Below are 26,376 nucleotides of genomic sequence, written 5' to 3' on the forward strand. Positions count from 1 at the left end.
GAGTTAGAATTACTACTGAAAATTTGGTTTACTATATACATATACACTTAGCAAAGGAGATAGTACAATGCAGGCACCTCCTTCTTTTTATGAAGGCGATACGTTAGAAGTCGCAAAAAAATTACTCGGGCAAAAACTTGTTCATATTGTAGACGGAATAAAGCGAAGCGGAATCATTGTAGAAGTAGAAGCATATAAAGGCCCAGATGATAAGGCCGCACATAGTTACGGAGGCAGACGGACAGATCGCACAGAAGTTATGTTTGGTGCACCAGGGCATGCTTACGTATATTTAATTTACGGTATGTATCATTGCTTTAACGTTATTACAGCGCCAGTGGGCACCCCACAAGGTGTTCTCATTCGAGCTCTTGAGCCGGTAGATGGAATAGAAGAAATAAAACTAGCGCGCTACAATAAGACCAAAATTACAAAAGCGCAGTACAAAAATTTAACGAACGGTCCTGGCAAACTATGCCGTGCACTTGGCATCACTTTAAAAGAACGCGGTGTATCGTTACAAAGTGATACGTTACATATTGAATTAGTTCCAAAAGAAGAACACATATCATCACAATATAAAATAACAGCAGGACCTCGTATTAATATCGACTATGCAGAAGAAGCTGTACATTATCCGTGGCGTTTTTATTATGAGGGGCATCCGTTTGTTTCAAAGAAATAAGCGATATCAACGATTTTTCAAATATATCTATCGTAACTTACAATATATCAACGATTTTTCGAATATATCTATCGTAACTTACAATATATCAACGATTTTTCGAATATATCTATCGTAACTTACAATATATCAACGGTTCGACAAGAAATATCGATTTATCGACAAATAATAACATTACGAATAAAAGAAGACTGTTCCAAAATGGAACAGTCTTTCCCTCTTACTCTGCACCTTCCGCAGTTGCAATATTATCTTCTAAATTTTCTCTTGATAATTCAGCCGCCATAAAATCAGCTGTTTCTGGAAGTGCTAAATGCATATGAGCTTTTTGACAAATTTGGATCGTACAGTTTTCTATAACATAGTCGAAAACATGTCCACCTCCGCTTCTTTCATCATCAATATAATGTAAGTGGAATCCAGCTACACCAATACCTTGCGCATAATCTGGTGTCCAAAATCCAGCAAGCGTACCTTCTGTATTTTCAAATGAAAAGATTGGTTGTGATTTCGTCACTTCAACGAGCGGTGTATACGGTTTTTCTTGTCTTGGAACAGTTCTCGTCCTTACTTCACGGAACGTACCGTCCATGCGAATACCGTAAAACAAGTTTTTACTTGGCATTAATTCATGTAATAATGCTTCAACTTCTTCACGATTCATCGGATGCTCTACCGTATAACTCATTTCTTTTTCAAAAAATGTTACAGTCGCAAATGGCGTTGTTTCTTCTGGCTCTACTTTTTCCGCTGAACCGTCTGAACGTAAATGATAAAATTCATTATCAAATGCAATCATTTCACCATCTAATTGATCAAATGTGCCGATGCCGAAATCACCATGTTTTTTCAAATCTTCAAAGCTAATCACACCATCATATATACCATCTAATAGCGCAAGCATTGTAGATGTTTGATATACTTCATTACTCATTTTCGTTTTTTTTGCATCAATATCAATTAATTGCGCAACAGTCATCTCAAATCTGCCTCCATTAGTTTAATTGGTTTGGTAATAATTTTTCGCTTAATTTAATGTTGTCACGATAGTCAATTGGAATATCAATAATGACAGGACCATCTGCTGCTAATGCTTCTTTTAATACCCCTTCTAATTCATCAGGCGTGTTAACACGAAGACCTAACGCTCCGAAACTTTCCGCATATTTCACAAGATCAACATCACCAAACTCTGTAGCTGATGTTCTACCGTATTTCATCATTTGTTGGAATGCAACCATATCATATGTGCCGTCTCTCCAAACAAGATGGACGATTGGAGAATTTAAACGTACCGCCGTTTCTAACTCCATCGCAGAGAATAAGAAACCACCGTCACCTGATACGGAAACTACTTTTTTACCTGGTTCTACTAAAGTAGCTGCGATTGCCCAAGGAAGTGCAACACCTAACGTTTGCATACCGTTACTAAATAATAATCTACGTGGTTCATAAGAACGGAAACATCTCGCCATCCAAATAGAATGGGAACCGATGTCACATGTAACGGTTGTATCGTCACTAATTAAAGAACGAAGTGTACGAATCACTTGAAGTGGATGCGTAACACCTTCTGAAGGACGATTTGGAACTTCTGCTTGTTCTGATAATTTTGCGCGTAATCGTTCTAATACCGCTTCTGATTTCGTACTTAATACAAGTTTCGGTAATTTCTCCGCGATGCTATTTACCGTTAAAGCAATATCACCAATTAATTCACGCTCTGGCTGGTAATCATGGTCGATATCTGCTTGATGGTCGTCAAGATGAATAATCGTTCTGTCGCCAAGTTTATTCCAGAACTTTGGATCATACTCGATTGGATCATAACCGATAGAAATAACAAGGTCTGCTTCTTCTAGTAAAATATCACCTGGTTGGTTACGGAATAATCCAACGCGGCCAAAGAAATGATCTTCTAACTCACGTGAAATCGCACCAGCTGCTTGATATGTTTCAACGACAGGAAGTTCTGTATCCGCAATTAATTTACGAACAGCTTTCGTCACTTCATTTGTGCTCGCTCTCATACCGAGTAAAATAACTGGTAATTTCGCTGATTTGATTTTTTCTACTACATATGTAATATCATTTGTGGGAGCGATTCCAAGCTGTGGCTTAGAAAGCGCACCGATAGACTCTACAGTTGTTTCCGCAGTCATAACGTCTTGCGGAAGACTTACTAAAGTAGCTCCCGGATTTGTGGAAGTCGCACTTCGAAATGCATTACTAAGTGCTTCTGGCACATTATCAGGATGCTCTACTTCTACGCTATATTTTGTGATTGGTTCGAATAGTGCAGCATTATCCATAGATTGATGCGTACGTTTTAATCGATCCGTACGCGGTACTGCACCAGCTAAAGCAACAACGGGATCACTCTCCGCATTCGCAGTAACAAGACCTGTCGCTAAATTTGATGTCCCTGGTCCTGAAGTTACAAGACATACGCCCGGTTTCCCTGTTAATCTACCAATAGCAGCTGCCATAAATGCTGCATTTTGTTCATGACGACAAACGATTAACTCTGGTCCTCTTTCTTGCAATACATCAAATACAGAGTCAATCTTTGCTCCTGGAATACCGAAAACATGTGTAACACCTTGTTTAATTAAACAATCAACAACAAGATCTGCTCCTTTTGTTTTTGTCTTCACGTCGTTTACTTTTACACCTGTACTCAAACTAATCATTCCTTTGTTTCATAATTTGTGTAATAAAGATTTTAACTTCACCTAGTTAATTAATGTGGTGAAGTATCATTTATCATTATATTACAAATGCATTATTTTTCCAACAATATGAATTCGATATTATTTTGACAAGATTTAAAGAATGCGCTTACAACTTTTTGTTTATCTTAAAATAACATTTTTATATCTCTTCTAAAAATGTACAAAAATACTTCCACCTATTCACATTATTAACAAATTTATAGTACCTTGCAAAGAATAATAGCAAGTGATATATTTGTAAATAATGGAATAACCATTATTTGGAATGTTATTTACGATTAGTATATCGCCTTTCAAAAAGTAAATATAGATTGTGTGTGCTGTTTAGAAAAAAGATAGGATTCTCAGCTGTAATTTATCATTTTATAAAGGAAAGTGATTGTTATGAACAAAAGTGAATTTTTAGAGCAACTTAGTTCTTCCCTACGGAATATGCCTAATTTAGAAAAGGAGGATATTATCTCGGAGTACGAAACTCATTTTATTAGTGGTAAACAAGATGGAATATCTGAAGAGAAAATTTCTAAAAAACTAGGAAACCCTAAAACTATCGCTAAAGAACTTAACGTTTCATATGCAATAAGCAACGCTGACAATAGGCGCAGCCTAAAAAACATTATGACAGCACTGTTTTCTGTTATGAGCTTAAGTCTTTTAAACTTTATATTTATCATTATCGCCTTTTTCGTATTACTCTTTCTATTACCGCTTCTTCTAGCACTTATCATTGCTACACCATTATTAATTATTTCACCTATCTTATTAATAGGATTAGGATTCTTTAAAGGGTTTCATCAAATCAGTTATTCCGATGTTTATAATGTATTTATAGCTTTTTGCGTCGGTTTACTCATATCCGTCATATCTTATCAAATGGTAAAACATCTATATGCACTTTTAGTAAAGTATTTGAAATGGAATATTGCTATTTTACAAAGACACTAATGAATGTAAAAGGAGATTAAAATGAAGAAATATACTTTATATTCACTCATGCTACTTACTCTTTTATTTCTATCAGCTTGTTCAAACAGTGTACAACCTAAGGAAGAAAACGATGTACAATCTATTAAAGATGTTGCTATTAAAGTTCCAGAAAATATATTTAGTTCCTCAAAGAAAAACGAAACTATTAGTGAAGACGAAATGAAACAAAATATAAAAAATTATATAGATTATAGTTGGGAGTTATCTGAAAATATTATCCCTCTCGCTTCAACAAATTCTGATAAGAATTTCACGGAATCTGACCGAGAAAAATTACAAAAACTAATTGATTTAGCGAAACAAAACGATATGAATTTCCATGAGTTTATTAGTAATAATAATTTACCTACTGATTATAAAAAACCTTCAAAAGAAATCTATGCATTTATGTCATCATCTACGGATATTTTCGTAGAGCTAGATCAAGAATTAGACAAACTCACCCAAGATGGTAACTTATTCAAAGCCAATTTTTCTTTTACAAAACGCCTTGAGAAAATAAATGGGAGGAAACAAAAAGAGATTGAAACGTTTTTGAACGAAAAAAATATTAAAACTTCAATTAACAGCAATAAAAAAAATTAACAGATATGTTACATATCCCTTTCAAAATAACCAATAAGAAATGGCTATTTTGAAAGGGAGTTTTTGTGGTATAACTATTAAATTCCCTAAACAAAAAAGACACTCCTAAACTAGGAGCGTCTTCCACTATTACGCTTGTTGTTGCGCGCTATATAATTCTTCAAGTGGCTTCATGATAATTTTGTTAACGTCACCGATTACAACGTTTAGGCGTTGCTCAGTTTCCATTAATTTTGTAATTTTAGCATCTTGTTGAATGCGAGCTACAACTTCTTGTGCTTGTTGGTTGTCTTCTTCAGTGATTTCTTGGCCTTGCATCATTTTCTGTTGTAGGCTAAGTTGCATTGTACGGAACTCATCGAATAAGTTCTTTGAAGCTGTGTCAGCTTGAACTGCTGCGTAGCTCTCTTTTAAAGTTTTGAAGTCTTCGTTTTCAGCGATTGCTTTTTGTAATTCATATGCAACATCATGAATGTTCTTTGTCATTTTATTTTTCCTCCTTTAGAAGGCTAGCGCTTTTCACTCGCACTGCCTTTTACGTGCATTTACATACGCACCTCTTCTTACCATATCAAACTATGCAAGAGATGTGAAGAAATTTCACTTTTATTTCTATGTACTCACCTTATTATCTAAGAAACAATAGTAACAATCCTTGTACGAGCCCGATCATTCCGCCTAATAACGCTCCTAAATACGTAATTATTTTCAATTCGTTTTTCGTAATAGACAGAACTAAGTCTTCTAATCTTTCTGTTGAGAATGTAGACACTTCTTGCTGGACAATTTCCGCAAGGTGTAGATTATTTAGTATACTCTCTACATTTTCTGTTCCCCACTTTAAGCCTTTCGCTACTGCACTTGGAACCACTTTTTCAATAATTGTTTCTCGAACTGGTTCACATACTTGCTGAACAGATTGATTTAAAAACTTACTCACTGTTTCCTCTACTTTAACTGCTGACAGCACGGAGCTTACAATCATTTCTTTCTCTACAAATGCTTCTAATTCTTTTACATCTCTTCCTTTTAACTTTTCCCACTCTTTTTGCAGTACGTCAGTTAAAAGCTGCTTTGTAGCATCTTGCCCTAAAAACTTAATAACTTCTGGCTGCACACGATCCACAACACTTACATTTCCTAAAAACATTCCGACTAAGTTAAGTAGCGTTCCGCGAGAAGCAAAGAAATCATCAATCATTTTTGAAAGACGTGCTTTCCCTTCTTCACTTTCAAAAAAGCTAATTCCTCGCTCTAAAATAAACGCAGAGACATTCGGAATCGCATTCTCTACTTTTTCATTTACAGAATGAGGTAAAGCCTGTTCCCATGTATATGTATAATACTCTGCTAAAAATGCATGAATTTTTTCTGTAATAACATGTTCGATTTTTCGAGTCGCTTCTTCTTCTACATGCGCTACATTCCATTTTTCTAACATATGTCGCAGTGATTGTTCATTCGTAATTACTTTATCCACTTCCACTTGCGCCCAGTGAATTAAACCTTTTTGAAACTCTTCATTTGTTAGCTTTTTTCCAATTCCTTCTGGTGTTAACAAATGTTCTACAACCATTTTTCCTAATTGAACAGCAAGTTCATCACGACGCTTCGGAATTAACCCTGGTGTAAATGGAACTTGAAACTTTCCGATATAAATAGGACGATGAGGACGAAATAACATTTTTATCGCTAAATGATTCGTGTATCCCCCAATAATTGCTCCGAGTCCTGTCGTCGTTAACATATTTAACCATATATTCATTACAATCAACCTTTCACTTCTCCAAAACTATAGCATATCATCATACGGACAAAAGTATAATGGTATAAAAACGTATTTGCAATATATAGCTTCGCCTATTATGCAAATAGTAGTAAAGGAGTGATTTCGTTGGTTCTCGGCCTTTTAACTTCTAAACTTCATTATGAGCAAACGTATTACACCGAAATCGCTAAACGCGCTCGGCTTTATCATAATGTCGTTGCCCAGTTTACGCCATTTTGTATTGATTCTAAAACAGACCTTGTTTCTGGTCTTATTTACGATACAGATACAGGAAAATGGAAAGAGCAAACATTCCCTATTCCTTCTTATATATATGATCGTTATTCTTTTCACGAGGAAACAGACTTTGAAAAAGCAAAATCAATTATTCACTCTTTGCACAACCGTCCTTCCACTACCTTTTTAAATAACACACTTATTAACTTAAGTGAACTACATGATTTATTTCTTACTAATAAAAAACTGTCTCCTTATATACCCAAATTTGAAGTGGCAACGATACAAAACATTTTCAAATTGTTGTTAAAATCTAAAGATATTATTATACGCCCCACTAATATACATTCTAAAGATAACTTATATCGAGTCGCTTACAAAAATAAAACGTTTCATATCGATACAGTAAATGAAAAATACCATACTTCTCTTTCAATCAAGCGGACAGATGAATTTATATCTTGGTGTAAATCTAACATACGTTCATCACGCTACATAGTGCATACCATGCTACAACCACCAAATCAATTAACATACCCACTCCACATTCGAACTATTTTGCAAAAAAACAAAGAACAAACTTGGAATATTATCGGTCAATTTATACAAAAAAGTTCATTTCCTAATCAGCTTTTACCTTCAGCAACAGACGATGATTCATTGCATTCATTTTCAAAAATTAAATACGTACTATCTAGTACAGGTGTGCAACTATTGCAAGACGCTTTACACGACATTATAAATGAAGTATTCCAAACACTAGATCAGTCTTATTCTTCATTATTCGAACTAGAACTTTCCACAATTATGGATCAAAAAGGCGCAATTTGGCTTATGTATGTCAACACGATTCCTCCTTACGAACAATACATTCGTCATAGTGATTCATTAGCCGAAAAGATATTTCACGGACCACTTAAATTCAGTCGCTTTACACCATAATGAAAGGAGGTAAACCTATTTTGAAAGAACATATATATACATTAAACATTTCAGATGAACATCCAAATAGCATTACTTTACCTTACGTTTTTTCTATTACACCACCTATTACATCCCTATCCTTCGGTATACGTCACATTGCAAGTGAAGAGGTGAAAATTCATTATTCCTTTACTCGCGAAATTATTATCGGAAAGCATATTGCCGAAAAACTTTTACTGCCTCAATCAACTACTATTCATGCATTCACACAAAACCAAACAATTATTTTCGGACCATTGATTGGCATTTTTACAACTGGCTTTAATGATGATTCTTCTACCCCTTTAGGAAATCGTTCAATTGCTCTGAGTGAGTTATTAACACCACCATTCTCATTACGACCGTTCGTATTCGTCTTTGGGGTTCAACATATACACTGGGAAGAAGAAACGATTGAAGGATATTTCTTTCAAGAGAAACAATGGATAAAGAAAAAAGTCCCTTTACCAAATGTCATTTACGATCGCTTACCGAATCGGCAAGCGGAAAATTATAAACCAATTGTCAGGGCAAAAAGAAAATTAGAACAAGACTACTGCATTCCATGGTTTAACCCAGGTTTTTTCAATAAATGGGAAGTTCATCAACTTCTTACGAAAGACGAATCAATTAAACCCTTATTACCAAATACAGAAGCATTTCAGCATTTTGAACAAGTAGAACGGTTTCTTGGCACGTATAAATCAGTGTACATGAAACCAATACACGGGAGCTTTGGTAGAAATATTCATCAAATATTTTATTCTCAAACAGAGAATTGCTACTACTGTCGTTATCGCGAAAATGAAGAAAATAAACTGAGAAAGTATCAATCATTAGAAACGCTTCTAAACCACGTATTAAAAGGACATGATTTAAAAAAGTTTATCGTACAGCAAGGTATTTCGTTACTTCGCTTCGATGGGCAACCTGTTGATTTCCGCATTCATACAAATAAAAACCATTTCGGTAATTGGATAGTTAGTGCAATCGTCGCCAAAATCGCCGGCAAAGGCAGTTTAACAACGCACGTAAATAGTGGCGGTGATACAAAATTATTACAAGAGCTTTTTCCAGATTCAACGAAACAAGTTCAAATTGAAAATAAATTAAAACATACTGCCTTACAAATAAGTTACGCTCTCGATGAACAAGTAACTGGAAATATTGGAGAAATCGGTTTTGATATCGGTTTAGACACAAAGGAAAATCCGTGGCTCTTTGAAGCCAACTCTAAACCTGGGCGAACTGTATTCCAAGATAAAAAATTAAAAGAGCAAAGTGAACTGACGCGCCAGTTATTTTACGAATATGCCGTCTACTTAACTGAACATTCTTTACGTGATACAAAAGAAAAAATGTCTCAAATAAAATCAGGGGCTTCATCAAACACCGAACATATCCCTTCTCCTATGATTCACTCACAAATACAAAAACAAAAACTTCCACCTAGATAATAAGGTGGAAGTTTTCTATTTACACAAGTTTTACTACAACCTCAGTTTCCACGTTACATACTCTGCAATAAAAAATATGATTGCAATATTCATTTGAATTATTATGCGTTAAACCATCTACTGCACTTAATAATTCTTGATCCATATAGGCACTATAATCGTCTATGTAATCTACAGACTTCCCATAATCTTGGAGTATACTTTGGCAATTTTGACAAGAATATGTTTGTGATTCTAATGCGTTGCAAAGCGGGCAAATCCCCATCATGATTCCTCCATACGTTATCGTTTATAAGCCTCTCTTTTTTAGAGTGAAGAGAGCAACCTATCCAGACATAGGAGCGCCCACTCCATCCCTACTTAAAAATAGAACTATGAAGTTGCTACCGATTTCATTTTTATTTCAATAAATCATAAATAAGAAGCTAATAATTAGCCTACAAGTAGCAGGCTACAATGAAAAAATTATATTTAATATCACCCTTAGTTTGGCCTGTTTTCTTAAAAATACAACGATTACTCTTATTTCATAATTTACGAAATCAATACGTTTTTTTTGACAAAATTTACAAATTATTATTTTGTATATCTTTCTAGGTAACATCCATACTATGAGTACAAACTTAATTACCGATGGATTAGCGCCAACCGGGGCGATAATCTGGTTCAACTCCAGCTAGTCCAACCAAAAAAACTTTTATAACTCTAAGGAGGATATATTCCTATGGCAAACCAAAATTCTTCAAATCAATTAGTAGTACCAGGTGCAACAGCTGCAATCGATCAAATGAAGTACGAAATCGCTCAAGAATTTGGTGTACAATTAGGAGCAGATTCTACGGCTCGCGCTAACGGTTCAGTTGGTGGAGAAATCACAAAACGTCTAGTTGCAATGGCTGAGCAAAGCCTTGGCGGATTCCACAAATAAATATATATGGCAAAAAGGTCTCAAGGCATATGCCTTGAGACCTTCCTTAATTTATTGCAACATTTGTAAAAACTTCTTCGTGCGTTCTTCTTTTGGATTTGTAAATACTTCTTCTGGTGTACCTTGTTCGACAACGACACCACCATCCATGAAAATAACACGGTTCGCAATTTGATGTGCAAAACGCATTTCGTGCGTTACAATAACCATCGTCATGCCCTCTTTAGCAAGTTCTTTCATTACTTTCAGAACTTCTTGAACGAGTTCAGGATCAAGCGCTGACGTCGGCTCATCAAATAGTAACACTTCCGGCTCCATCGCAAGTGCGCGCGCAATTCCAACGCGCTGTTGTTGTCCGCCTGATAATTGGAACGGATATAAATCCACTTTATCTGCTAAACCAACTTTTTCAAGGAAATAGTTTGCTTTTTTCTTCGCTTCTTCTTTCCCCATCTTTTTCACTGTAACGAGCCCTTCCATTACATTTTGAAGTGCTGTTAAATGCGGGAATAAATTATGGTGCTGGAATACCATACCTGTTTGCGTACGAAGATTAACAATATCTTTCTTCGTTACTTTTTGAGAGAAGTTAAGCTCTTTATTACCGATACGAATATTACCAGCGTTTGGCGTTTCTAATACATTGAGACAACGTAAGAATGTCGTTTTACCAGATCCAGACGGCCCAATAATAACAACAACCTCGCCCTTCTCAACTGTTAAATCTATATGCTTTAGTACGGTATTATCTCCGAAACTTTTTTGTAAGTGCTGAATTGAAATCATAAAAACAAAAACTCCTTTTGTAAAAGGATTATTTTAATGTATAGCGTTCTGAACGCTTTTCTAACATCTGTTGTACGATTGATAATAAGAAACAAATAACCCAGTAAATAAGACCTGCTTCAAAATAAACAATTAAAAACTCGTAGTTCATCGCCGCAATTTCCTGCGCTTTTCGGAACATTTCTGTTACTAAAATTAACGATGCTAATGAAGTATCCTTCACTAAGCTAATAAATGTATTTGAAAGCGGCGGGATTGATACGCGCGTTGCTTGTGGTAAAATAACACGTTTTAATGCTTGTGGATATGTCATCCCAATTGTATAAGCTGCTTCCCACTGCCCTTTCGGAATGGAAAGGATAGAAGCACGAATAATTTCAGATGCATATGCACCGACATTTAATGAAAATCCAACAACTGCTGCTGTATATGGCTCAACTTCAATATTAAGAGTTGGAAGACCATAGAAAATAATAAATAACTGTACAAGAAGTGGCGTTCCGCGAATGATAGATACATAGATACGAGCAATCCATTGTAAAATACGACTACCTGAAATACGTGCGAGCGCTGTTAACGTCGCAAGTATAAGACCGATAATAAATGTAATAAGCGTTAATGGAATTGTTGTAAAAACAGCTTCCTTCAGCATAGGCATGAAGGAAGTCTGCATAATATCTATCCAAGTAGACAATCGATCTGAAACTAATGCACTACTTAGATACATTTTCACCGAACCATTTTTTCGTTATTTTGTCATACGTACCGTCTTTTTTCATATCTTCTAACGCTTTATCTACTTCTTGTACAAGCTTATCGCTACCTTTACGGAATAAGAATCCACTTTGTGAAGCTTCTTTTTCTGTATCTACAATTTTAATTTTTGCATCTTTTTTCGTTTCTAAATAATTTAATACTGATAACTTATCATTAATTGTAAAATCAACGCGTCCTGAAGCTAATAATTCTGCCGCTTGGCTAAATCCTTCTACACCTTCGATTTCTGCACCGTTTTTCTTAGCAATATCTGCATAGTTACTCGTTAAAGATTGTGCTCCTTTTAACCCTTTTACATCAGCAAATGTAGCAGGCTTATCTTTATCTTTTGCGATAACTAATGCCGCTGAAGATGAAATGTATGGTTTAGAGAAATCGTATTTCTTTTGACGATCTTCACGAATACCAACTTCGTTTGCAACCATATCGAAACGTTTTGCATCTAGGCCAGCAAGTAAGCTATCCCATTGTGTTTCTTTAAATACAGGTTTTACACCTAAACGTTTTGCAACTTCTTCTGCTAATTCAACATCGAATCCAGTTAATTTATTGCTTGAATCGTGGAACGTAAATGGTGGATATGTACCTTCTGTACCAATTACAAGTTCACCGCTTTGTTTAATCTTTTGTAACGCGTCTTGACTAGCTGTATCTTTTTTCTCTTCTTTACCGCAGCCGGCTACAATCCCGATCGCTAATGTAGTTACTGCAAGCACTGAAAATAATTTCTTCATGATAGTAATCCTCCAAGTATTCTGATAGGAATTTAAAAACTATATTGATTGTATGCAATCTTGAACAATTTTTCAATGAAAATGTTCTTATTTAGTTTATCCTTTTTCTTCATAATCAAACAAAAGGGAAAAATAACGCTACATACAAAAAATAAGTAACATTTTTTAATATAGCATTTATGGAGAAAAAGGTAAAACAATACTTCTTATTTAACTGTCGTAATTCGCTAAAGAGTCGACATGTTCATCAATAAAAAAGAACTTGTGAAAATCACAAGTTCTCCTCCATGCATATTAAGCACTCTGATTGCCTTCCATTTGCGTTTTATACATATCGTAATAACGCCCGCGCTTTTTCATGAGTTCATCATGAGAGCCTTTTTCTAAAATGGTTCCTCTATCGAGCACAATAATTTGATCTGCGCTTTTAATCGTTGAAAGGCGGTGAGCGATAATAAATGTCGTTCTTCCTTTTTTTACAACTTCTAGTGCTTGTTGAATCATCGCCTCTGTTTCTGTATCAATACTAGACGTTGCTTCATCTAAAATTAAAATAGCCGGATCAAAAGCGAGCGCCCTAGCAAACGAAATAAGCTGACGTTCTCCAGTGGAAAGCGTACTTCCCTTTTCTGTAATTTCTTCATTTATATTGTTCGCAAATCTTTCAGCACCAACATCACGTAACGCCTTTACAATGCGCTCTTTTGAAATTTTTTCATTTTCTAAGCTTACATTGGAAGCGACCGTCCCGCTAAAAAGAAACGGGTCTTGCAGTACGATTCCCATATGTTCACGGGTTGCTTGTTTCGGCATCTCTTTTACATCGTGACCATCAATCGTAAGCTTTCCTTTTTCAAACTCATAAAATTGAAAGAGTACATTCATGATAGAACTTTTTCCTGATCCAGTATGACCGACAAGTGCCACTGTCTCGCCTTGTTTCGCTTCAAAAGAAATATTTTTTAACACTTCATCTTTTCCATTATAAGAAAATGATACATTTTCAAATTTTACATTTCCTTTTAAACGAGGCATACGTTCTTCTTCTACCGGTTCCCCTTTTTCCTCTAACAATTCAAAGACACGTTCTGATGCAACGCGCGCTTGCTCTAAGTTTGCAAGCTGGTTCACCATATTCGTAATTGGCGAGAATAATCGTGTTAAATAATCAACGAACGCATACAGTACCCCAAGTGAAATAATACCTGTAGCACTTAATGACGCACCGCCGAAATACCAAATTACTCCTGTGAAAGCGATATTTCTTAATACGGCTACTAAGTTATGCGAAGTTGCTGCATTTAAATTTAAAATTTTATTTTGATACTTAAAATAATCGCCATTTAATTCTTCAAATTCTTTTTTCGTTTCACGCTCTTGACGGAACGCTTGAATAATTGGCATCCCTTGAATGGATTCATTCACTGTTCCGTTAATATCAGATAAGCGAGAGCGCATTTTATGATTGTATACAGACGCGTATTTTCTATAAAGAATCGCCCAAACAATTAAAATTGGGATAATTAATAAACATAATGAAGCGAGCTTCACATCTAATAAAAATAACGCAGCGAATATCCCAATAATATAGATGATACTAGAAACGAATGTTGCCAGCACCGTTACATATAAATCACGAATGGCCTCTGTATCATTCGTCACACGCGAAACAATTTTCCCTGCCGGTAAATGATCAAAGTACCGAATTGGCAACGTTTGAATATGAGAAAAAACATCTTCCCTCATAATTTGAATAATTTTGTTCGCTGCCTTCTGCAAGAAGAACTGCTTTCCGTATGCAAATAATGACACGACTACTAATAAAGCGAAATAGCCACCACCAAGTAATAATAGACGGTTTATTTCTGGTTTATAAAATGCAAACACTTCTTCTTTCGTTAATGCTTTCGCTTTATACACTTGCACCGCCTTACCATTTTGAACGGTAATCATATCCCCTTTTACAGTCCGTGACCCTTCCGCATTTACTTTATTCGGTACAAAATAATATTGAAAACCGACTTGCATTACGCGTACTTCTTTTCCTTTTTTCTCGCCTTGTTCAAAGCGATCACTTCGCTTATAAAAAGCCCCATTATACGAAACAGCATCTTCACTCTGTTCTGTTTCATACCAAGGTTTCTCTATCCCGACGATATGATCGTCAATCATCGTTTTAGCGACGAAAGGACCAGCAAGCTCTGCGATGACGAAAATAAATAACATTAACATCGCAGCAAAAATCGTCCCCTTCACTTTCATCGCGTATTGAAACAACCGTTTTGAAACGCTCATATTTTCACCCCACTATCCGCACTTTCACTTTCACCTTGTTGTCTTTCAAACTGCTCAGCATACCAGCCTCCCTTTTGGATAAGCTGATCATGCGTACCTTCTTCTATAACTGCGCCTTCATCCATAACGAGAATCCAATCCGCATGTTGCACTGCAGATAAACGATGCGTCGTAATAATCGTCGTCTTTCCGCTTCTTTCCGTTCTTATATTTTCAATGATCGCTGCTTCCGTACGAGCATCTACAGCTGATAAAGAATCATCCAAAATTAAAATTTCTGGATTTTGAATAACAGCTCGTGCAATCGAGATCCTTTGTTTTTGCCCTCCTGATAAAGAAACACCTTTCTCTCCAACGAGCGTTTCTAACCCTTCTGGTAAAAACTCTAAATCCTTTTTAAACGCAGCAATTTCAATTGCTTTCTCTAGTTCTTCTTCAGTCGCTTCCCTATTTCCGAATAAAATATTTTCTCGCGCTGTTTTTGAGAACAAAATATGCTCCTGCGGTACATAACCAATCCAGCCGAGTACATTTTCATTCGTCATTTTATCTAAAGTCACATCAGAAACTGCAATATCTCCATCTCCAAGCGGATATTGGCGAAGAAGCTGACGTACAAGCGTCGTTTTCCCGCTTCCTGTTTTTCCGACAACCCCTAGCGTTTCTCCTTGCTTTAATGTGAAAGAAACCTTTTTTAAATTTTCTTCAGTTGATGAAGGATATGAGAAAGACACATCATCAAACTGAATATAATCCGGCTCTTGCACAAGCTTTGGATGTTTCGGATTCTTTACATCTGGCTCATACGCTAACGTTTCATTCACACGGTCAAGCGAAGCATTTCCTCTTTGCATAACATTAATTAATTCCCCAATTGCAAACATCGGCCAAATCATCATCCCTAAATACACGTTAAAAGAAACGAGTTCACCAAGGGTCACCTTTGACTGGAACACAAGGTATGCACCGTACACTAAGCCGATTAAATAACTAAGACCGACAAGCATTTTCACAGTTGGTTGGAATAATGCATCAATCTTTGCTACCTTCATATTTTTTTCGTAGACGTCATCTCCTAGATGATGAAATCTTTCCTCGTCTGCATTCTCTTGTACGTATGCACGAATAACGCGAACACCAGCGATTGATTCAAGCACTTTATCGTTCATATCACCAAACGCATCTTGCGCAACTGTAAATCTTTCATGCAATTTCTTTCCATATATATTCATCGCATACGCCATAATTGGAAGCGGAATAAGCGCTGCAAATGTAAGCTCCCAACTAATTGTAAACCCCATCATAAAGACAATCGTAAGCATATATAAACTAGAATCCACAAGCGTTAATATACCAAAACCAGCTGTCATAGCGATTGCTTTCAAATCATTTGTCGCTCTCGCCATTAAATCACCAGTACGATTTTTTTGATAAAAAGTCGGCGTCATCTTAAGTAAATGCCCCATAAATTTAGAGCGCATGGTTTTCTCAAGTACGAATGCACCGCCAAACAATTGATGTTGCCATACGAAAGTGAGGCCATATCCAACGATCGTAACCCCTATTAAAATAAGAATAGACTGTATAATAGCTTCGTTCGATAACGTTCCTGTTTTTATGTTATCTATCGTAACCCCTAACACTTTCGGGGGAATCACTTCAACTATATTCACAATTAAAAGAGCTCCAATGGCAATACTATATCTCTTCCAGTGCTCCCTAAAAAACCATTTTAGCTTTAGTAATACTGATAACAATGTAACCTCTCCCTTCTCGTTCTCGTTTACCTCTCATTTCTTTATCCACTATCCAGACCTATCACATTTACATTTCGTAACCCATACAATCTCATCACATTTTTCCACCTTCCAAAGCTTTTTATCGGAACTAAACAAGGGAAAATAAACAAAAAAAAGCATACCGCCGCTTGACGATATGCACAGGAATGCATAAAAAGCGTACGTTACGATATACGCAACGTACGCTTTTTATAAGACAAAGATGCCCTATATATCCGTACGGGTTGCGTAATGATATGAATGTTTTCTGCCATTTAACAGAGCTAAGCCCATTACATTTACGATTACAATCATTACGCACACCCCTTTCATTTATTTTCCATTTATAATCTTACAACTTTATTGAGTATTCTGTCAATTATTTTTTTACAAATAATATAAAATACACGACGATCATAAAAAATGATACGGATGCATGATACGATAAATTAATTTGAAATAAGGGAATATTCCATAAGAAAGGGCATACAAAATAAAAAAAGAATAAGAAATCGTTTTCACAAACATTTCATTTGAAAAATGTTATCAAACCCCCTACAATCACCTTATACTCACTCTTACAAGTTGCTATTTTAGGAGGACTAATCATGACAACTAGCAATACGTACAAATTTTATTTAAACGGAGAATGGAGAGAAAGCTCTTCAGGAGAAACAATCGAAATTCCATCTCCATACTTACACGAAGTAATTGGACAAGTACAAGCAATTACTCGCGGAGAAGTAGATGAAGCAATTGCATCTGCAAAAGAAGCTCAAAAATCATGGGCCGAGGCTTCCCTACAGGATCGCGCAAAATACTTATATAAATGGGCTGATGAGCTCGTAAATATGCAGGATGAAATTGCCGATATCATTATGAAAGAAGTCGGTAAAGGATATAAAGATGCGAAGAAAGAAGTTGTTCGTACAGCTGACTTCATTCGTTACACGATCGAAGAAGCTTTACATATGCACGGAGAAAGCATGATGGGCGATAGCTTCCCGGGCGGTACAAAATCTAAGCTTGCGATTATCCAACGCGCACCACTTGGTGTTGTATTAGCAATCGCACCATTTAACTACCCAGTAAACTTATCTGCTGCAAAACTTGCACCAGCATTAATTATGGGTAACGCTGTTATTTTCAAACCAGCAACTCAAGGTGCAATTAGTGGTATTAAAATGGTTGAAGCACTTCATAAAGCTGGCCTTCCAAAAGGTCTTGTAAACGTAGCTACAGGACGCGGTTCTGTAATTGGTGACTACTTAGTAGAACACGAAGGCATCAATATGGTATCGTTCACAGGTGGTACAAACACAGGTAAACATTTAGCGAAAAAAGCTTCAATGATTCCACTTGTATTAGAACTTGGTGGTAAAGATCCTGGTATCGTTCGTGAAGATGCTGACTTACAAGATGCTGCAAACCATATCGTAAGCGGTGCATTCTCTTACTCTGGTCAACGTTGTACAGCTATTAAACGTGTACTTGTACACGAAAACGTAGCGGACGAGCTTGTTAGCTTATTAAAAGCACAAGTAGCTGAACTATCAGTTGGATCTCCAGAACAAGATAGCACAATCGTTCCATTAATCGACGACAAGTCTGCTGACTTCGTTCAAGGTTTAGTTGACGACGCTGTAGAAAAAGGTGCTACAATCGTTATCGGTAACAAACGTGAGCGTAACTTAATTTACCCAACATTAATCGATCACGTAACAGAAGAGATGAAAGTTGCTTGGGAAGAGCCATTCGGCCCAATCCTTCCAATCATCCGTGTTTCTTCAGATGAACGAGCAATTGAAATTGCTAACAAATCAGAGTTCGGTCTGCAAGCAAGTGTCTTCACTAAAGACATTAACAAAGCATTTGCAATTGCTAACAAAATCGAAACTGGTTCTGTTCAAATTAACGGACGCACAGAGCGCGGCCCTGACCACTTCCCATTCATCGGTGTAAAAGGTTCAGGTATGGGCGCACAAGGTATTCGTAAGAGCCTTGAGTCTATGACACGTGAAAAAGTAACTGTATTAAACTTAGTTTAATCTTATAAAAAGAAGCTGATCTATAAATAGATCAGCTTCTTTTCTATATAAATACTTCCAAAAACGGAGTATTTCATTCTACTTCCGATTTGGTTTTCCAAATCGAACTAAAACATGCCATAATAATTTTAATTCCTGAAGCACTTCTTCATAAGTTCCACGATCACTCCAAGATAATGGATTGCGTTTCAAATCCACTACAGCAGAGCCAATTATATTTGCATCGATACAATGATTCCGTGCAATGCGTCTTGCTAAAGATGGCATTTTTGAACCTCTAAAATCCATCGGAACTTCGTCTAATGCAAGTACAAAACCGATGTGCCAATACAAATCAATAGCATACTTCAGGCAAATTTCTTCTAAAACTCTTCCTACATCCGTACCCTTAAATGAAGGATCTGCAACAAGCGCTTCCACGTCTTCTTTTAGAGAAATCTCTCCATGAATCTGCGCTTCAATATAATGATTAAGATTACGGGCTGGCTCTTTGCTTACTACATCTATAAACGGCCTTTTCAGATTAGCCAGTAAATGATTAATTAATATTGTTGGAGTCAAATTTCCTTCACCAATTGCAAAATCTCTTACGAATGTCTCTTCCAAAAGAGCAGCTAAAATCATATCAAACTCCTCATAAGTCCCCTTTTCTTTCGGATCTTGATGCGAATCTAAATATGTATATGTAGAACGCGAAGAAACTTTTGGAGATAAGAGAAAATAACAGGAACCAAAACGCGGAGCCGGCCCATCTGGATGTAACATTAAATTTAGCGCTCCGTATTTTGGACGTTGTTCATTCGTTACGCCTTCTAATTGATATGCCCCTCCAAATATTCTCTTTTCCCAAAGGTCACGTTCACCACCAGGATAAGCAGATACGCTTCCATTAGATAGCAATGTTTCAAACTGACTTTTATATACTCCTTGCTCAAATAGTGCTTCAGCAACACTTTTCTTACTCGAATCTAGTCTGTCTGGATGAAAGTGTATAGCAATCCTTGCGTGAGATTTCAAATTAGCGACAGCCTCTTCAAATATTTCATCTGTAATATTAGACATTTTAAGTATATGATTAATCGTTGCTTTAGCCTCACGTTTTTCGTTCTCTGCATATTTTGAAATATACTCTAAAGCAAATAATTGAGATCTTGATAATTCCATAATCAAACCTCTCCTTTAATTAAAATGACCTTAATCATTTCAATTAAAAGCTTATTCTTTCCTTCTTATGAAACGAACCTGATTTATTTAAAAACGTAATTTACTAAATCTTAATTATGCATACACGCATTTTTCATAGGCAAATGTACACATTCTACAGAAATTTGATACCCTAGCCATCGCTCAGCAATATGTTCAAATGATAAAACAGATCCCGTTGTAAAAAAACGATGCTTCGGATTCAGATTGTCAGACAAAATTCCTTTGTGCTGTAAGATGGTGCTTAACTCTATCGCCGTTTCTTCTGCAGAACTAATAATCGTTACATCTTCTCCTAGTTCCTTTTTTATATAGGACTCTAAAAGTGGATAATGCGTACATCCAAGAATTAACGTATCTATATCTTCTTTCGTTAATGGAAGTAAAGCTTGTTTCACTTGCTGCGTGACATATGCTATCTCTTCTAATCGATTTTCTACAACTGTAGCTAAAGTCGGACACGCATGACTATGCACTTCCAAATATGTATCAAGCTCGTGTAATGCTTTTTCGTACATATTAGATTTTATCGTACCTACAGTTCCAATTACTCCGATTTTCTCTTTCTTTGTTACTTTAATTGCCGCTCTTGCTCCTGGATGTATAACGCCAATAACTGGAATGGAAAGTGCTTCTTGCAGCGCAGTCAATGCAGCAGCTGCAGCAGTATTACATGCTACGACTAGCGCTTTTAATGGAAACTGTTTGAGGAACTCAACCATTTCAAATACGAAAGATTGCACCTCCTCTACACTTCTTGGCCCATACGGGCAACGCTTATTATCACCAATATAATAAATGCTTTCTTTAGGCAATTGTCTTATAATTTCGCTCGCAACTGTTAATCCCCCAATTCCCGAATCTAGCACACCTATTACTGAATGTTTATGACATACAGACATTTACTTCATCCCCTTTTCAATCATCTAGCGCTGCTAATAACATGTATTATATTACGAAAATTCAAATATCACATAACAATCCCTCTTACTTTTAATCACAAACTCTTCTCTATAATCTGATTATTACTATATCCATTGACGTATAAAAATACATTTGTTACTCTTAAAGACGTTAATTTAATATTTAAATCCTCATTCGTATCTCGGTGAGGTAGAGGTTGCAATCATTAAGAGTATCATTTCAGGAGATGTAGTGGCATTGATGAAGGAATGAGAAAGGAATGGTTGCCGAAGTAAGTCGTGTCCACCATGCACGCTTGCTGGGTCTGCATTTAATAAGTGCAGAACTGTCACAAACGTTTCGTTTGTGGAGAGCTATCGAGAGGTATGTCGTGGGTTTCTTATAAGATAGAAAGCATGTAGCGGCAAATTACGTGCTTTTTTTGTTTTGTTTGGGACTTCTCTTCCTGACTCAGGAAGACATACATATCTCCTCGCTTGACTTGGTTATACTAACTTTGGAGGTATTTTCTATGCAACAAAAAAAATGGGGCTTTTGGGTACTAACAGCTTTCGTTGTCGGTAACATGGTTGGCGCTGGTATTTTCATGGTGCCAAGTACGTTGGCACAAACAGCAAGCCCACTCGGTGTCACTTTAGCTTGGTTAACTACAGGGTTTGGTGTTTTAATGCTAGCTCTTGTTTTCGGTAATTTAGCAATTCGTCGTCCTGATTTAACGACAGGGCCACAAAGTCATGCATATGCTTTATTCTCAACACCAAAAAAGAAAAAAATGGCTGGTTTCAGTATGGTATGGGGATATTGGGTTGCAAACTGGGCAAGTAACGTTGCCATCATTACATCATTTGCGGGATATTTATCACTCTTCTTCCCAATTATGAAAGATACGCGACTACTATTTTCAATCGGCTCGTTTAACGTAGAAGTCGGAAAACTAATTACATTTACGATTTGTTCCATCTTACTTTGGGGAACTCATATTATATTAACAAACGGTGTAAGCGGAGCTGGAAAACTAAACTTCTTAGCAACAACAACGAAAGTAACTGGATTCCTTTTATTCATCGTCGTTACGTTATTTGCATTCGAAGCTTCTAAATTTGGACAATGGTACACACCGATGATTGATAAATCAGGTGCATCACACGGTCTTCTTTCACAAGTAAATTTAGCTGCTCTTACAACGCTTTGGGCGTTTATCGGAATTGAATCAGCCGTTCTTTTATCAAACCGTGCTGTTTCTCCAAAAACGGTAAAACGTGCAACAGTTGCGGGATTACTTATTACAGTTGCAATTTACTTAGGAATCACAATTTTAACAATGGGTGTACTTCACGTTGATAAATTACAAGCTTCTGAACGTCCATTAGCAGATGCACTAAACGCTGCAATGGGTCATGGCGGCGGGAAACTGATGGCATTACTTGCTCTTACTTCCCTGTTCGGTTCTATCTTAGGCTGGATTTTATTAAGCTCAGAAGTACCTTATCAAGCAGCAAAAGAAGGTTTCTTCCCTTCCTTCTTCACGAAAACAAATAAAAAAGGAAGTCCAATTTACTCATTACGATTAACAAACATTATGTCGCAAGTATTCCTATTCTCAACATTATCAGGAACCATTGCGGAAGCTTATACATTCGTTATTACCGTATCAACACTGGCCTACCTCATTCCATATCTCGTTTCACCAATCTTCCAGTTAAAACTAGTCGCAACTGGTGAAACATATAAAAATGAAATGCGGGCAAGAATTACAGATGGCATAGTCGCAGTTATCGCACTTTGCTACGCACTATGGGTTATTAAAACGGGCGCATCCGATATAAAAACGTTCCTTCTCGGAATTGGTTTATTCGTAATCGGATTTGCTTTCTATCCATTAATGAATCGTGATCAGAAAAAAAATAACGAAAAGAAAAACGGGCAAGTTGCATAACGCAATTTGCTCGTTTTTTCTTTTGTAAAACATATATAATAGAACAAAGAGGTGAAAAACATGTCAATCGAATCGCTATGGAGCAGTCGCTTCCAACAACATATTCAAAATATCATTACATACTTTGCACGTATGATTAACGGTTTACTATATAGCTTTATCTTTATTTCATGCGTTGGTGCATATTATTATGCTCAGTTTCTAAAAGCATCTCCTTCTAAAGGAATATCTTTAATAATTATAACGATTGTACTTACATTCATTATAACGAGATGCCCTATCCGTACATTTATTCAAAAACCTGATGCTGTCTATTTACTAGCACTAGAAGAGAAATTAACATCTTATTTTAAAAAATCTCTTCTATACAATTACATCATGCAGCTTTTCCCATTATTATTTACGTTCCTTATTCTCGTTCCACTTGCTATGCAATCATTGCAATTAACTGTACCTTTTTTATGTACAATCTTTATCGTGTTAATGATTACGAAAGCCTGGAACATGTACATACATTGGATGTGGCGTGATAGTCACGAAAAAAATATATGGCTAATCATTCGTATTACTTGTAACGCCCTAATCATTTACATGCTGTTTTATTCCGCAAATGTTCTCATATTGGGCGGACTACTCTTACTACTTGCTTTCCTACTTCTATATACGAAAAAACAGCCTACAAAACGAATACCGTGGGATTACATAATCGAGCAAGAAGAAAAAATGAACGTTCGTTTTTATCAATTTGCTAGCATTTTCACAGATGTTCCGCAACTGAATAAACAAGTAAATAAAAGAAAATGGCTTACAAATTGGATTGAACCTTTATTACATAAAAAACGAGCAACTTTCTTCTATTTACATACATTAGCATTTTTACGTGGAAATGATTATTTCGGTATATATATTCGCTTAGGATTGATCGGTGCTTTCGCCTTATATTTTATACCAAACATATACGTAAAAGGCGCTATCGCATATATCGTCCTATATATGATTTCTATGCAGCTCCGTTCCCTGTGGAAATATTTTTCGGGAAATATTATTGTAGCATTATATCCAATTGATACTGAAAAGCGAATGAATCAATTTCTTCACTTAATCTTTATATTGCTAAGCATTCAACTTGTTGTATTTTCAATTGTTATACTCATTGCTACAGGTCAATTTTTACATAGCCTTATCATTATGATTATCGGGTTACTTTGGATCAAATTTATTATTGTACCAAAAACGAAGCAACGCATTTCTTCGTTTTAACGAAAAGAATTATCTTAAAAGCCAAGGAGAAAATAAATGATCTCCTTGGCCTTTTTATTTTTTAATGTTAAACCTATCGTTCATACTTAATTAAAAACTTTAGGTATGTTACTCCTGTTTTTCTTAAGCTTAGAGTGCTATACAAACTCCCTTTCTTCCCCTTCATGTTTTAGGTTTTAATTATGATTTTTACATACAAAAATCATAATACATGTTTACGTCCTAATAAAAAGGGTATCTATTAAATTAACAAAGTAAAGGAGGGGCCTATATTGTGAATAAAAAAATGGAGCAATTGAAGCACCATGTTACGGATAATCAACGCAAACATGCTTTAACAACAAACCAAGGAGTAAAAATAGCCGAGGATGAATTTTCTTTAAAGATGGGCTTAAGAGGCCCAACCTTAATGGAGGATTTCCACTTTCGCGAGAAAATGACCCACTTTGATCATGAACGAATTCCTGAAAGGATTGTTCATGCACGCGGAGTTGGCGCTCATGGTTATTTTCAGCTTTATGAATCGTTAGAAGCATATACGAAAGCAGATTTTCTTACTAATCCTTCAAAGAAAACACCTGTATTTGTACGGTTCTCAACCGTTCAAGGTTCTAAAGGATCCAACGACACAGTAAGAGATGTACGCGGATTCGCCACAAAATTTTATACAGATGAAGGAAACTATGATTTAGTGGGTAATAATATGCCCGTATTCTTTATCCAAGATGCTATTAAATTTCCTGATTTTGTCCATGCAGTTAAACCAGAACCACATAATGATATTCCTCAAGGAGCTAGCGCTCATGATACCTTTTGGGACTTTGTTGCGCATAATCCTGAGTCCACTCATATGGTCATGTGGCAAATGAGCGACCGAGCTATTCCGCGTAGTTTACGAATGATGGAAGGTTTTGGAGTTCACACATTTCGACTCATTAACACAGCAGGAAAAGCCCATTTCGTAAAGTTTCACTGGAAACCTACCCTTGGGGTTCATTCATTAGTATGGGATGAAGCTCAAAGGATTGCTGGGAAAAATCCTGATTTTCATCGTCAAGATTTATACGAAGCAATTGAAAAAGGGGATTATCCTGAATGGGAGCTTGGATTACAGTTAATTCCAGAAGAAGATGAACATAAATTTGATTTTGATATTTTAGATCCAACGAAATTATGGCCAGAAGAAGAAGTTCCCGTAAAATTAGTTGGTAAAATGACATTGAACAAAAATGTTGATAACTTCTTTGCTGAAACAGAGCAGGTAGCTTTTCACCCTGGTCATGTCGTACCAGGTATTGATTTTTCAAATGACCCTCTTCTGCAAGGAAGATTATTCTCCTATACAGATACACAATTATCTCGTTTAGGGGGCCCTAATTTCCATCAAATCCCTATCAATCAACCCGTATGTCCTTTTCATAATAATCAACGTGATGGTATGCATCAAATGCAGATTCATCGCGGTCAAACAAGCTATCATCCTAACGGATTAAATAACAATCAACCTGCAACCGTCCAAGCCGAACAAGGAGGATATGAACATTATCAAGAAAAGATTGATGGGCATAAAATTAGAGGTCGTAGTAAAAGCTTTCTTAACTTTTATTCTCAGGCTAAACTTTTCTACAATAGTATGAGCCCTATTGAAAAGCAGCACATAAAAGAAGCTTTTTGCTTTGAAGTTGGGAAGTGTAAATCAGACATGGTGAAGGCAAATGTAATTGCTCTCCTAAACCACGTCGATCGTCAATTAGCACAAGAAGTCGCTAACATTGTTGGAGCTCCTTTACCTAAAGAAAATCACGAAGTAAATTCAGATGCAAAATCACCTGCACTAAGTATGTCCAATACTATTTTTAAATCTGATTCTAAAAATGTCGCAATTCTATTAAATGGTGACCCAAGCGTCTCCCTTCTGTCCGAATGGATTCAAGCTTTTGCACAGCACCGAATGAACTATAGCATCATAGATAATAAAATTTATCATTTCAATGATTCCATTAAAGTAACTGATACTTATACAACAACAGACTCTTCGCTTTTTGATGCAGTATTAGTGTTTAGTAGTGAGTCTGTCATTCACCCCCCTGTTTTAGAATTTACAGAAACTACTTTTAAACATTTTAAACCGATAGCTCATGTCCTTAGTAATCCTCATGCTTTGGACAATAGTAAGATTAAACTGGATGGAGCAGGAGTTTATAACCTAACAAACACTTCAATTGAATCATTTATAGAAGGTATTGCCCAAGGAAGATTCTGGAACCGATAATATAATATAAGGAGCGGA

The 26,376-nt window shown here is 36.2% G+C and carries 22 protein-coding genes and 1 riboswitch; of the genes, 10 read left to right on the plus strand and 12 right to left on the minus strand.

Annotated elements, in window-relative coordinates; genetic code table 11:
* The first annotated feature begins 67 nt into the window (after positions 1-67).
* Positions 68-685 carry a DNA-3-methyladenine glycosylase gene (locus MR136_RS17750; protein WP_146719447.1) on the plus strand — a complete coding sequence of 206 codons (618 nt, stop codon included), beginning with the start codon at positions 68-70 and terminating at the stop codon, positions 683-685.
* A gap of 220 nt (positions 686-905) precedes the next feature.
* Here MR136_RS17750 and alsD read toward each other — a convergent pair whose 3' ends face one another.
* A complete protein-coding gene (gene alsD, locus MR136_RS17755) occupies positions 906-1,664 on the minus strand; it encodes an alpha-acetolactate decarboxylase (protein WP_000215004.1) in 759 nt (252 codons plus the stop codon).
* Between the two features lie 16 nt (positions 1,665-1,680).
* On the minus strand, positions 1,681-3,369 hold the full coding sequence (gene alsS, locus MR136_RS17760; protein ID WP_097856508.1) for an acetolactate synthase AlsS: 1,689 nt from the start codon (positions 3,367-3,369) through the stop codon (positions 1,681-1,683).
* Between the two features lie 435 nt (positions 3,370-3,804).
* Between alsS and MR136_RS17765 the strand changes: the two genes are divergently transcribed.
* Both MR136_RS17765 and MR136_RS17770 read left to right on the plus strand, forming a co-directional pair.
* On the plus strand, positions 3,805-4,365 hold the full coding sequence (locus MR136_RS17765) for an HAAS signaling domain-containing protein (RefSeq protein WP_074554191.1): 561 nt from the start codon (positions 3,805-3,807) through the stop codon (positions 4,363-4,365).
* A gap of 21 nt (positions 4,366-4,386) precedes the next feature.
* The gene (locus MR136_RS17770; protein ID WP_074554193.1) at positions 4,387-4,992 is read left to right on the plus strand and encodes an NDxxF motif lipoprotein; all 606 of its coding nucleotides are present in this window, start codon (positions 4,387-4,389) and stop codon (positions 4,990-4,992) included.
* 129 nt (positions 4,993-5,121) lie between these two features.
* Here MR136_RS17770 and MR136_RS17775 read toward each other — a convergent pair whose 3' ends face one another.
* Both MR136_RS17775 and MR136_RS17780 read right to left on the minus strand, forming a co-directional pair.
* Positions 5,122-5,478 (minus strand): YlbF/YmcA family competence regulator, encoded by a 357-nt coding sequence (locus tag MR136_RS17775; RefSeq protein WP_000164614.1) that lies wholly within the window; start codon positions 5,476-5,478, stop codon positions 5,122-5,124.
* A gap of 142 nt (positions 5,479-5,620) precedes the next feature.
* Positions 5,621-6,757: a DUF445 domain-containing protein gene (locus MR136_RS17780; protein WP_146718269.1), complete on the minus strand. Its 1,137-nt coding sequence runs from the start codon at positions 6,755-6,757 to the stop codon at positions 5,621-5,623.
* A gap of 129 nt (positions 6,758-6,886) precedes the next feature.
* Between MR136_RS17780 and MR136_RS17785 the strand changes: the two genes are divergently transcribed.
* Together MR136_RS17785 and MR136_RS17790 are read left to right on the plus strand one after the other, a co-directional pair.
* Positions 6,887-7,939 carry a YheC/YheD family endospore coat-associated protein gene (locus MR136_RS17785; RefSeq protein WP_000242824.1) on the plus strand — a complete coding sequence of 351 codons (1,053 nt, stop codon included), beginning with the start codon at positions 6,887-6,889 and terminating at the stop codon, positions 7,937-7,939.
* A 20-nt stretch (positions 7,940-7,959) separates the two neighbouring features.
* Positions 7,960-9,417, plus strand: a complete 1,458-nt coding sequence (locus tag MR136_RS17790; RefSeq protein ID WP_000658103.1) for a YheC/YheD family endospore coat-associated protein — start codon at positions 7,960-7,962, stop codon at positions 9,415-9,417.
* Positions 9,418-9,436: 19 nt separating this feature from the next.
* Here MR136_RS17790 and MR136_RS17795 read toward each other — a convergent pair whose 3' ends face one another.
* Positions 9,437-9,682: a hypothetical protein gene (locus tag MR136_RS17795; RefSeq protein ID WP_000510476.1), complete on the minus strand. Its 246-nt coding sequence runs from the start codon at positions 9,680-9,682 to the stop codon at positions 9,437-9,439.
* A gap of 459 nt (positions 9,683-10,141) precedes the next feature.
* On the opposite strand from MR136_RS17795, the gene sasP reads away from it, so the two are divergent.
* Entirely contained in the window at positions 10,142-10,345 is a 204-nt protein-coding gene (sasP, locus tag MR136_RS17800; RefSeq protein ID WP_000013338.1) for a small acid-soluble spore protein, SasP family, read from the plus strand.
* Positions 10,346-10,396: 51 nt separating this feature from the next.
* Here the strand turns inward: sasP and MR136_RS17805 are convergent, their stop codons facing one another.
* The 5 genes from MR136_RS17805 to MR136_RS17825 form a co-directional block, all read right to left on the minus strand.
* Complete coding sequence (locus tag MR136_RS17805; protein WP_000623610.1) at positions 10,397-11,131, minus strand: amino acid ABC transporter ATP-binding protein; 735 nt, start codon at positions 11,129-11,131, stop codon at positions 10,397-10,399.
* A 28-nt stretch (positions 11,132-11,159) separates the two neighbouring features.
* The gene (locus tag MR136_RS17810) at positions 11,160-11,858 is read right to left on the minus strand and encodes an amino acid ABC transporter permease (protein ID WP_000281501.1); all 699 of its coding nucleotides are present in this window, start codon (positions 11,856-11,858) and stop codon (positions 11,160-11,162) included.
* Positions 11,845-12,642 carry an amino acid ABC transporter substrate-binding protein gene (locus tag MR136_RS17815; protein ID WP_000732840.1) on the minus strand — a complete coding sequence of 266 codons (798 nt, stop codon included), beginning with the start codon at positions 12,640-12,642 and terminating at the stop codon, positions 11,845-11,847. The genes MR136_RS17810 and MR136_RS17815 overlap by 14 nt, the downstream gene beginning before the upstream one ends.
* Before the next feature lie 294 nt (positions 12,643-12,936).
* Entirely contained in the window at positions 12,937-14,937 is a 2,001-nt protein-coding gene (locus MR136_RS17820) for an ABC transporter ATP-binding protein (RefSeq protein WP_000116642.1), read from the minus strand.
* Positions 14,934-16,694 (minus strand): ABC transporter ATP-binding protein, encoded by a 1,761-nt coding sequence (locus MR136_RS17825; RefSeq protein WP_000953783.1) that lies wholly within the window; start codon positions 16,692-16,694, stop codon positions 14,934-14,936. The genes MR136_RS17820 and MR136_RS17825 overlap by 4 nt, the downstream gene beginning before the upstream one ends.
* A gap of 629 nt (positions 16,695-17,323) precedes the next feature.
* Here MR136_RS17825 and gapN point away from each other — a divergent pair.
* Positions 17,324-18,763: an NADP-dependent glyceraldehyde-3-phosphate dehydrogenase gene (gene gapN / locus MR136_RS17830; RefSeq protein WP_017674419.1), complete on the plus strand. Its 1,440-nt coding sequence runs from the start codon at positions 17,324-17,326 to the stop codon at positions 18,761-18,763.
* 78 nt (positions 18,764-18,841) lie between these two features.
* Here the strand turns inward: gapN and MR136_RS17835 are convergent, their stop codons facing one another.
* Together MR136_RS17835 and racE are read right to left on the minus strand one after the other, a co-directional pair.
* The gene (locus tag MR136_RS17835; protein WP_146718270.1) at positions 18,842-19,927 is read right to left on the minus strand and encodes a DUF3626 domain-containing protein; all 1,086 of its coding nucleotides are present in this window, start codon (positions 19,925-19,927) and stop codon (positions 18,842-18,844) included.
* Between the two features lie 110 nt (positions 19,928-20,037).
* Positions 20,038-20,868 carry a glutamate racemase gene (racE, locus tag MR136_RS17840; protein ID WP_242259550.1) on the minus strand — a complete coding sequence of 277 codons (831 nt, stop codon included), beginning with the start codon at positions 20,866-20,868 and terminating at the stop codon, positions 20,038-20,040.
* A gap of 204 nt (positions 20,869-21,072) precedes the next feature.
* A riboswitch (Lysine riboswitch) is annotated at positions 21,073-21,254 on the plus strand.
* A gap of 147 nt (positions 21,255-21,401) precedes the next feature.
* Between racE and MR136_RS17845 the strand changes: the two genes are divergently transcribed.
* From MR136_RS17845 to MR136_RS17855, 3 genes are all read left to right on the plus strand, one after another.
* Positions 21,402-22,826, plus strand: a complete 1,425-nt coding sequence (locus MR136_RS17845) for an amino acid permease (protein ID WP_001186301.1) — start codon at positions 21,402-21,404, stop codon at positions 22,824-22,826.
* A gap of 60 nt (positions 22,827-22,886) precedes the next feature.
* Entirely contained in the window at positions 22,887-24,086 is a 1,200-nt protein-coding gene (locus MR136_RS17850; RefSeq protein ID WP_071740647.1) for an ABC transporter permease, read from the plus strand.
* Positions 24,087-24,360: 274 nt separating this feature from the next.
* Positions 24,361-26,358: a catalase gene (locus MR136_RS17855; RefSeq protein WP_001035774.1), complete on the plus strand. Its 1,998-nt coding sequence runs from the start codon at positions 24,361-24,363 to the stop codon at positions 26,356-26,358.
* The last annotated feature ends 18 nt before the right edge of the window (positions 26,359-26,376 follow it).

Origin of the sequence: Bacillus cereus group sp. BfR-BA-01311, from assembly GCF_022664295.1 — a bacterium.
GTDB classification, from domain to species: domain Bacteria; phylum Bacillota; class Bacilli; order Bacillales; family Bacillaceae_G; genus Bacillus_A; species Bacillus_A cereus.

What these genes read in the sequence shown, in the direction of transcription:
- MR136_RS17775 (WP_000164614.1), bottom strand. Translation starts at nt 5,478, where the DNA reads ATGACAAAGAACATTCATGATGTTGCATATGAATTACAAAAAGCAATC.
- MR136_RS17765 (WP_074554191.1), top strand. Translation starts at nt 3,805, where the DNA reads ATGAACAAAAGTGAATTTTTAGAGCAACTTAGTTCTTCCCTACGGAAT.
- MR136_RS17835 (WP_146718270.1), bottom strand. Translation starts at nt 19,927, where the DNA reads ATGGAATTATCAAGATCTCAATTATTTGCTTTAGAGTATATTTCAAAA.
- MR136_RS17845 (WP_001186301.1), top strand. Translation starts at nt 21,402, where the DNA reads ATGCAACAAAAAAAATGGGGCTTTTGGGTACTAACAGCTTTCGTTGTC.
- alsD (WP_000215004.1), bottom strand. Translation starts at nt 1,664, where the DNA reads ATGACTGTTGCGCAATTAATTGATATTGATGCAAAAAAAACGAAAATG.
- MR136_RS17770 (WP_074554193.1), top strand. Translation starts at nt 4,387, where the DNA reads ATGAAGAAATATACTTTATATTCACTCATGCTACTTACTCTTTTATTT.
- MR136_RS17815 (WP_000732840.1), bottom strand. Translation starts at nt 12,642, where the DNA reads ATGAAGAAATTATTTTCAGTGCTTGCAGTAACTACATTAGCGATCGGG.
- MR136_RS17780 (WP_146718269.1), bottom strand. Translation starts at nt 6,757, where the DNA reads ATGAATATATGGTTAAATATGTTAACGACGACAGGACTCGGAGCAATT.
- MR136_RS17795 (WP_000510476.1), bottom strand. Translation starts at nt 9,682, where the DNA reads ATGGGGATTTGCCCGCTTTGCAACGCATTAGAATCACAAACATATTCT.
- MR136_RS17850 (WP_071740647.1), top strand. Translation starts at nt 22,887, where the DNA reads ATGTCAATCGAATCGCTATGGAGCAGTCGCTTCCAACAACATATTCAA.
- MR136_RS17810 (WP_000281501.1), bottom strand. Translation starts at nt 11,858, where the DNA reads ATGTATCTAAGTAGTGCATTAGTTTCAGATCGATTGTCTACTTGGATA.
- MR136_RS17820 (WP_000116642.1), bottom strand. Translation starts at nt 14,937, where the DNA reads ATGAGCGTTTCAAAACGGTTGTTTCAATACGCGATGAAAGTGAAGGGG.
- gapN (WP_017674419.1), top strand. Translation starts at nt 17,324, where the DNA reads ATGACAACTAGCAATACGTACAAATTTTATTTAAACGGAGAATGGAGA.
- sasP (WP_000013338.1), top strand. Translation starts at nt 10,142, where the DNA reads ATGGCAAACCAAAATTCTTCAAATCAATTAGTAGTACCAGGTGCAACA.
- racE (WP_242259550.1), bottom strand. Translation starts at nt 20,868, where the DNA reads ATGTCTGTATGTCATAAACATTCAGTAATAGGTGTGCTAGATTCGGGA.
- MR136_RS17750 (WP_146719447.1), top strand. Translation starts at nt 68, where the DNA reads ATGCAGGCACCTCCTTCTTTTTATGAAGGCGATACGTTAGAAGTCGCA.
- MR136_RS17805 (WP_000623610.1), bottom strand. Translation starts at nt 11,131, where the DNA reads ATGATTTCAATTCAGCACTTACAAAAAAGTTTCGGAGATAATACCGTA.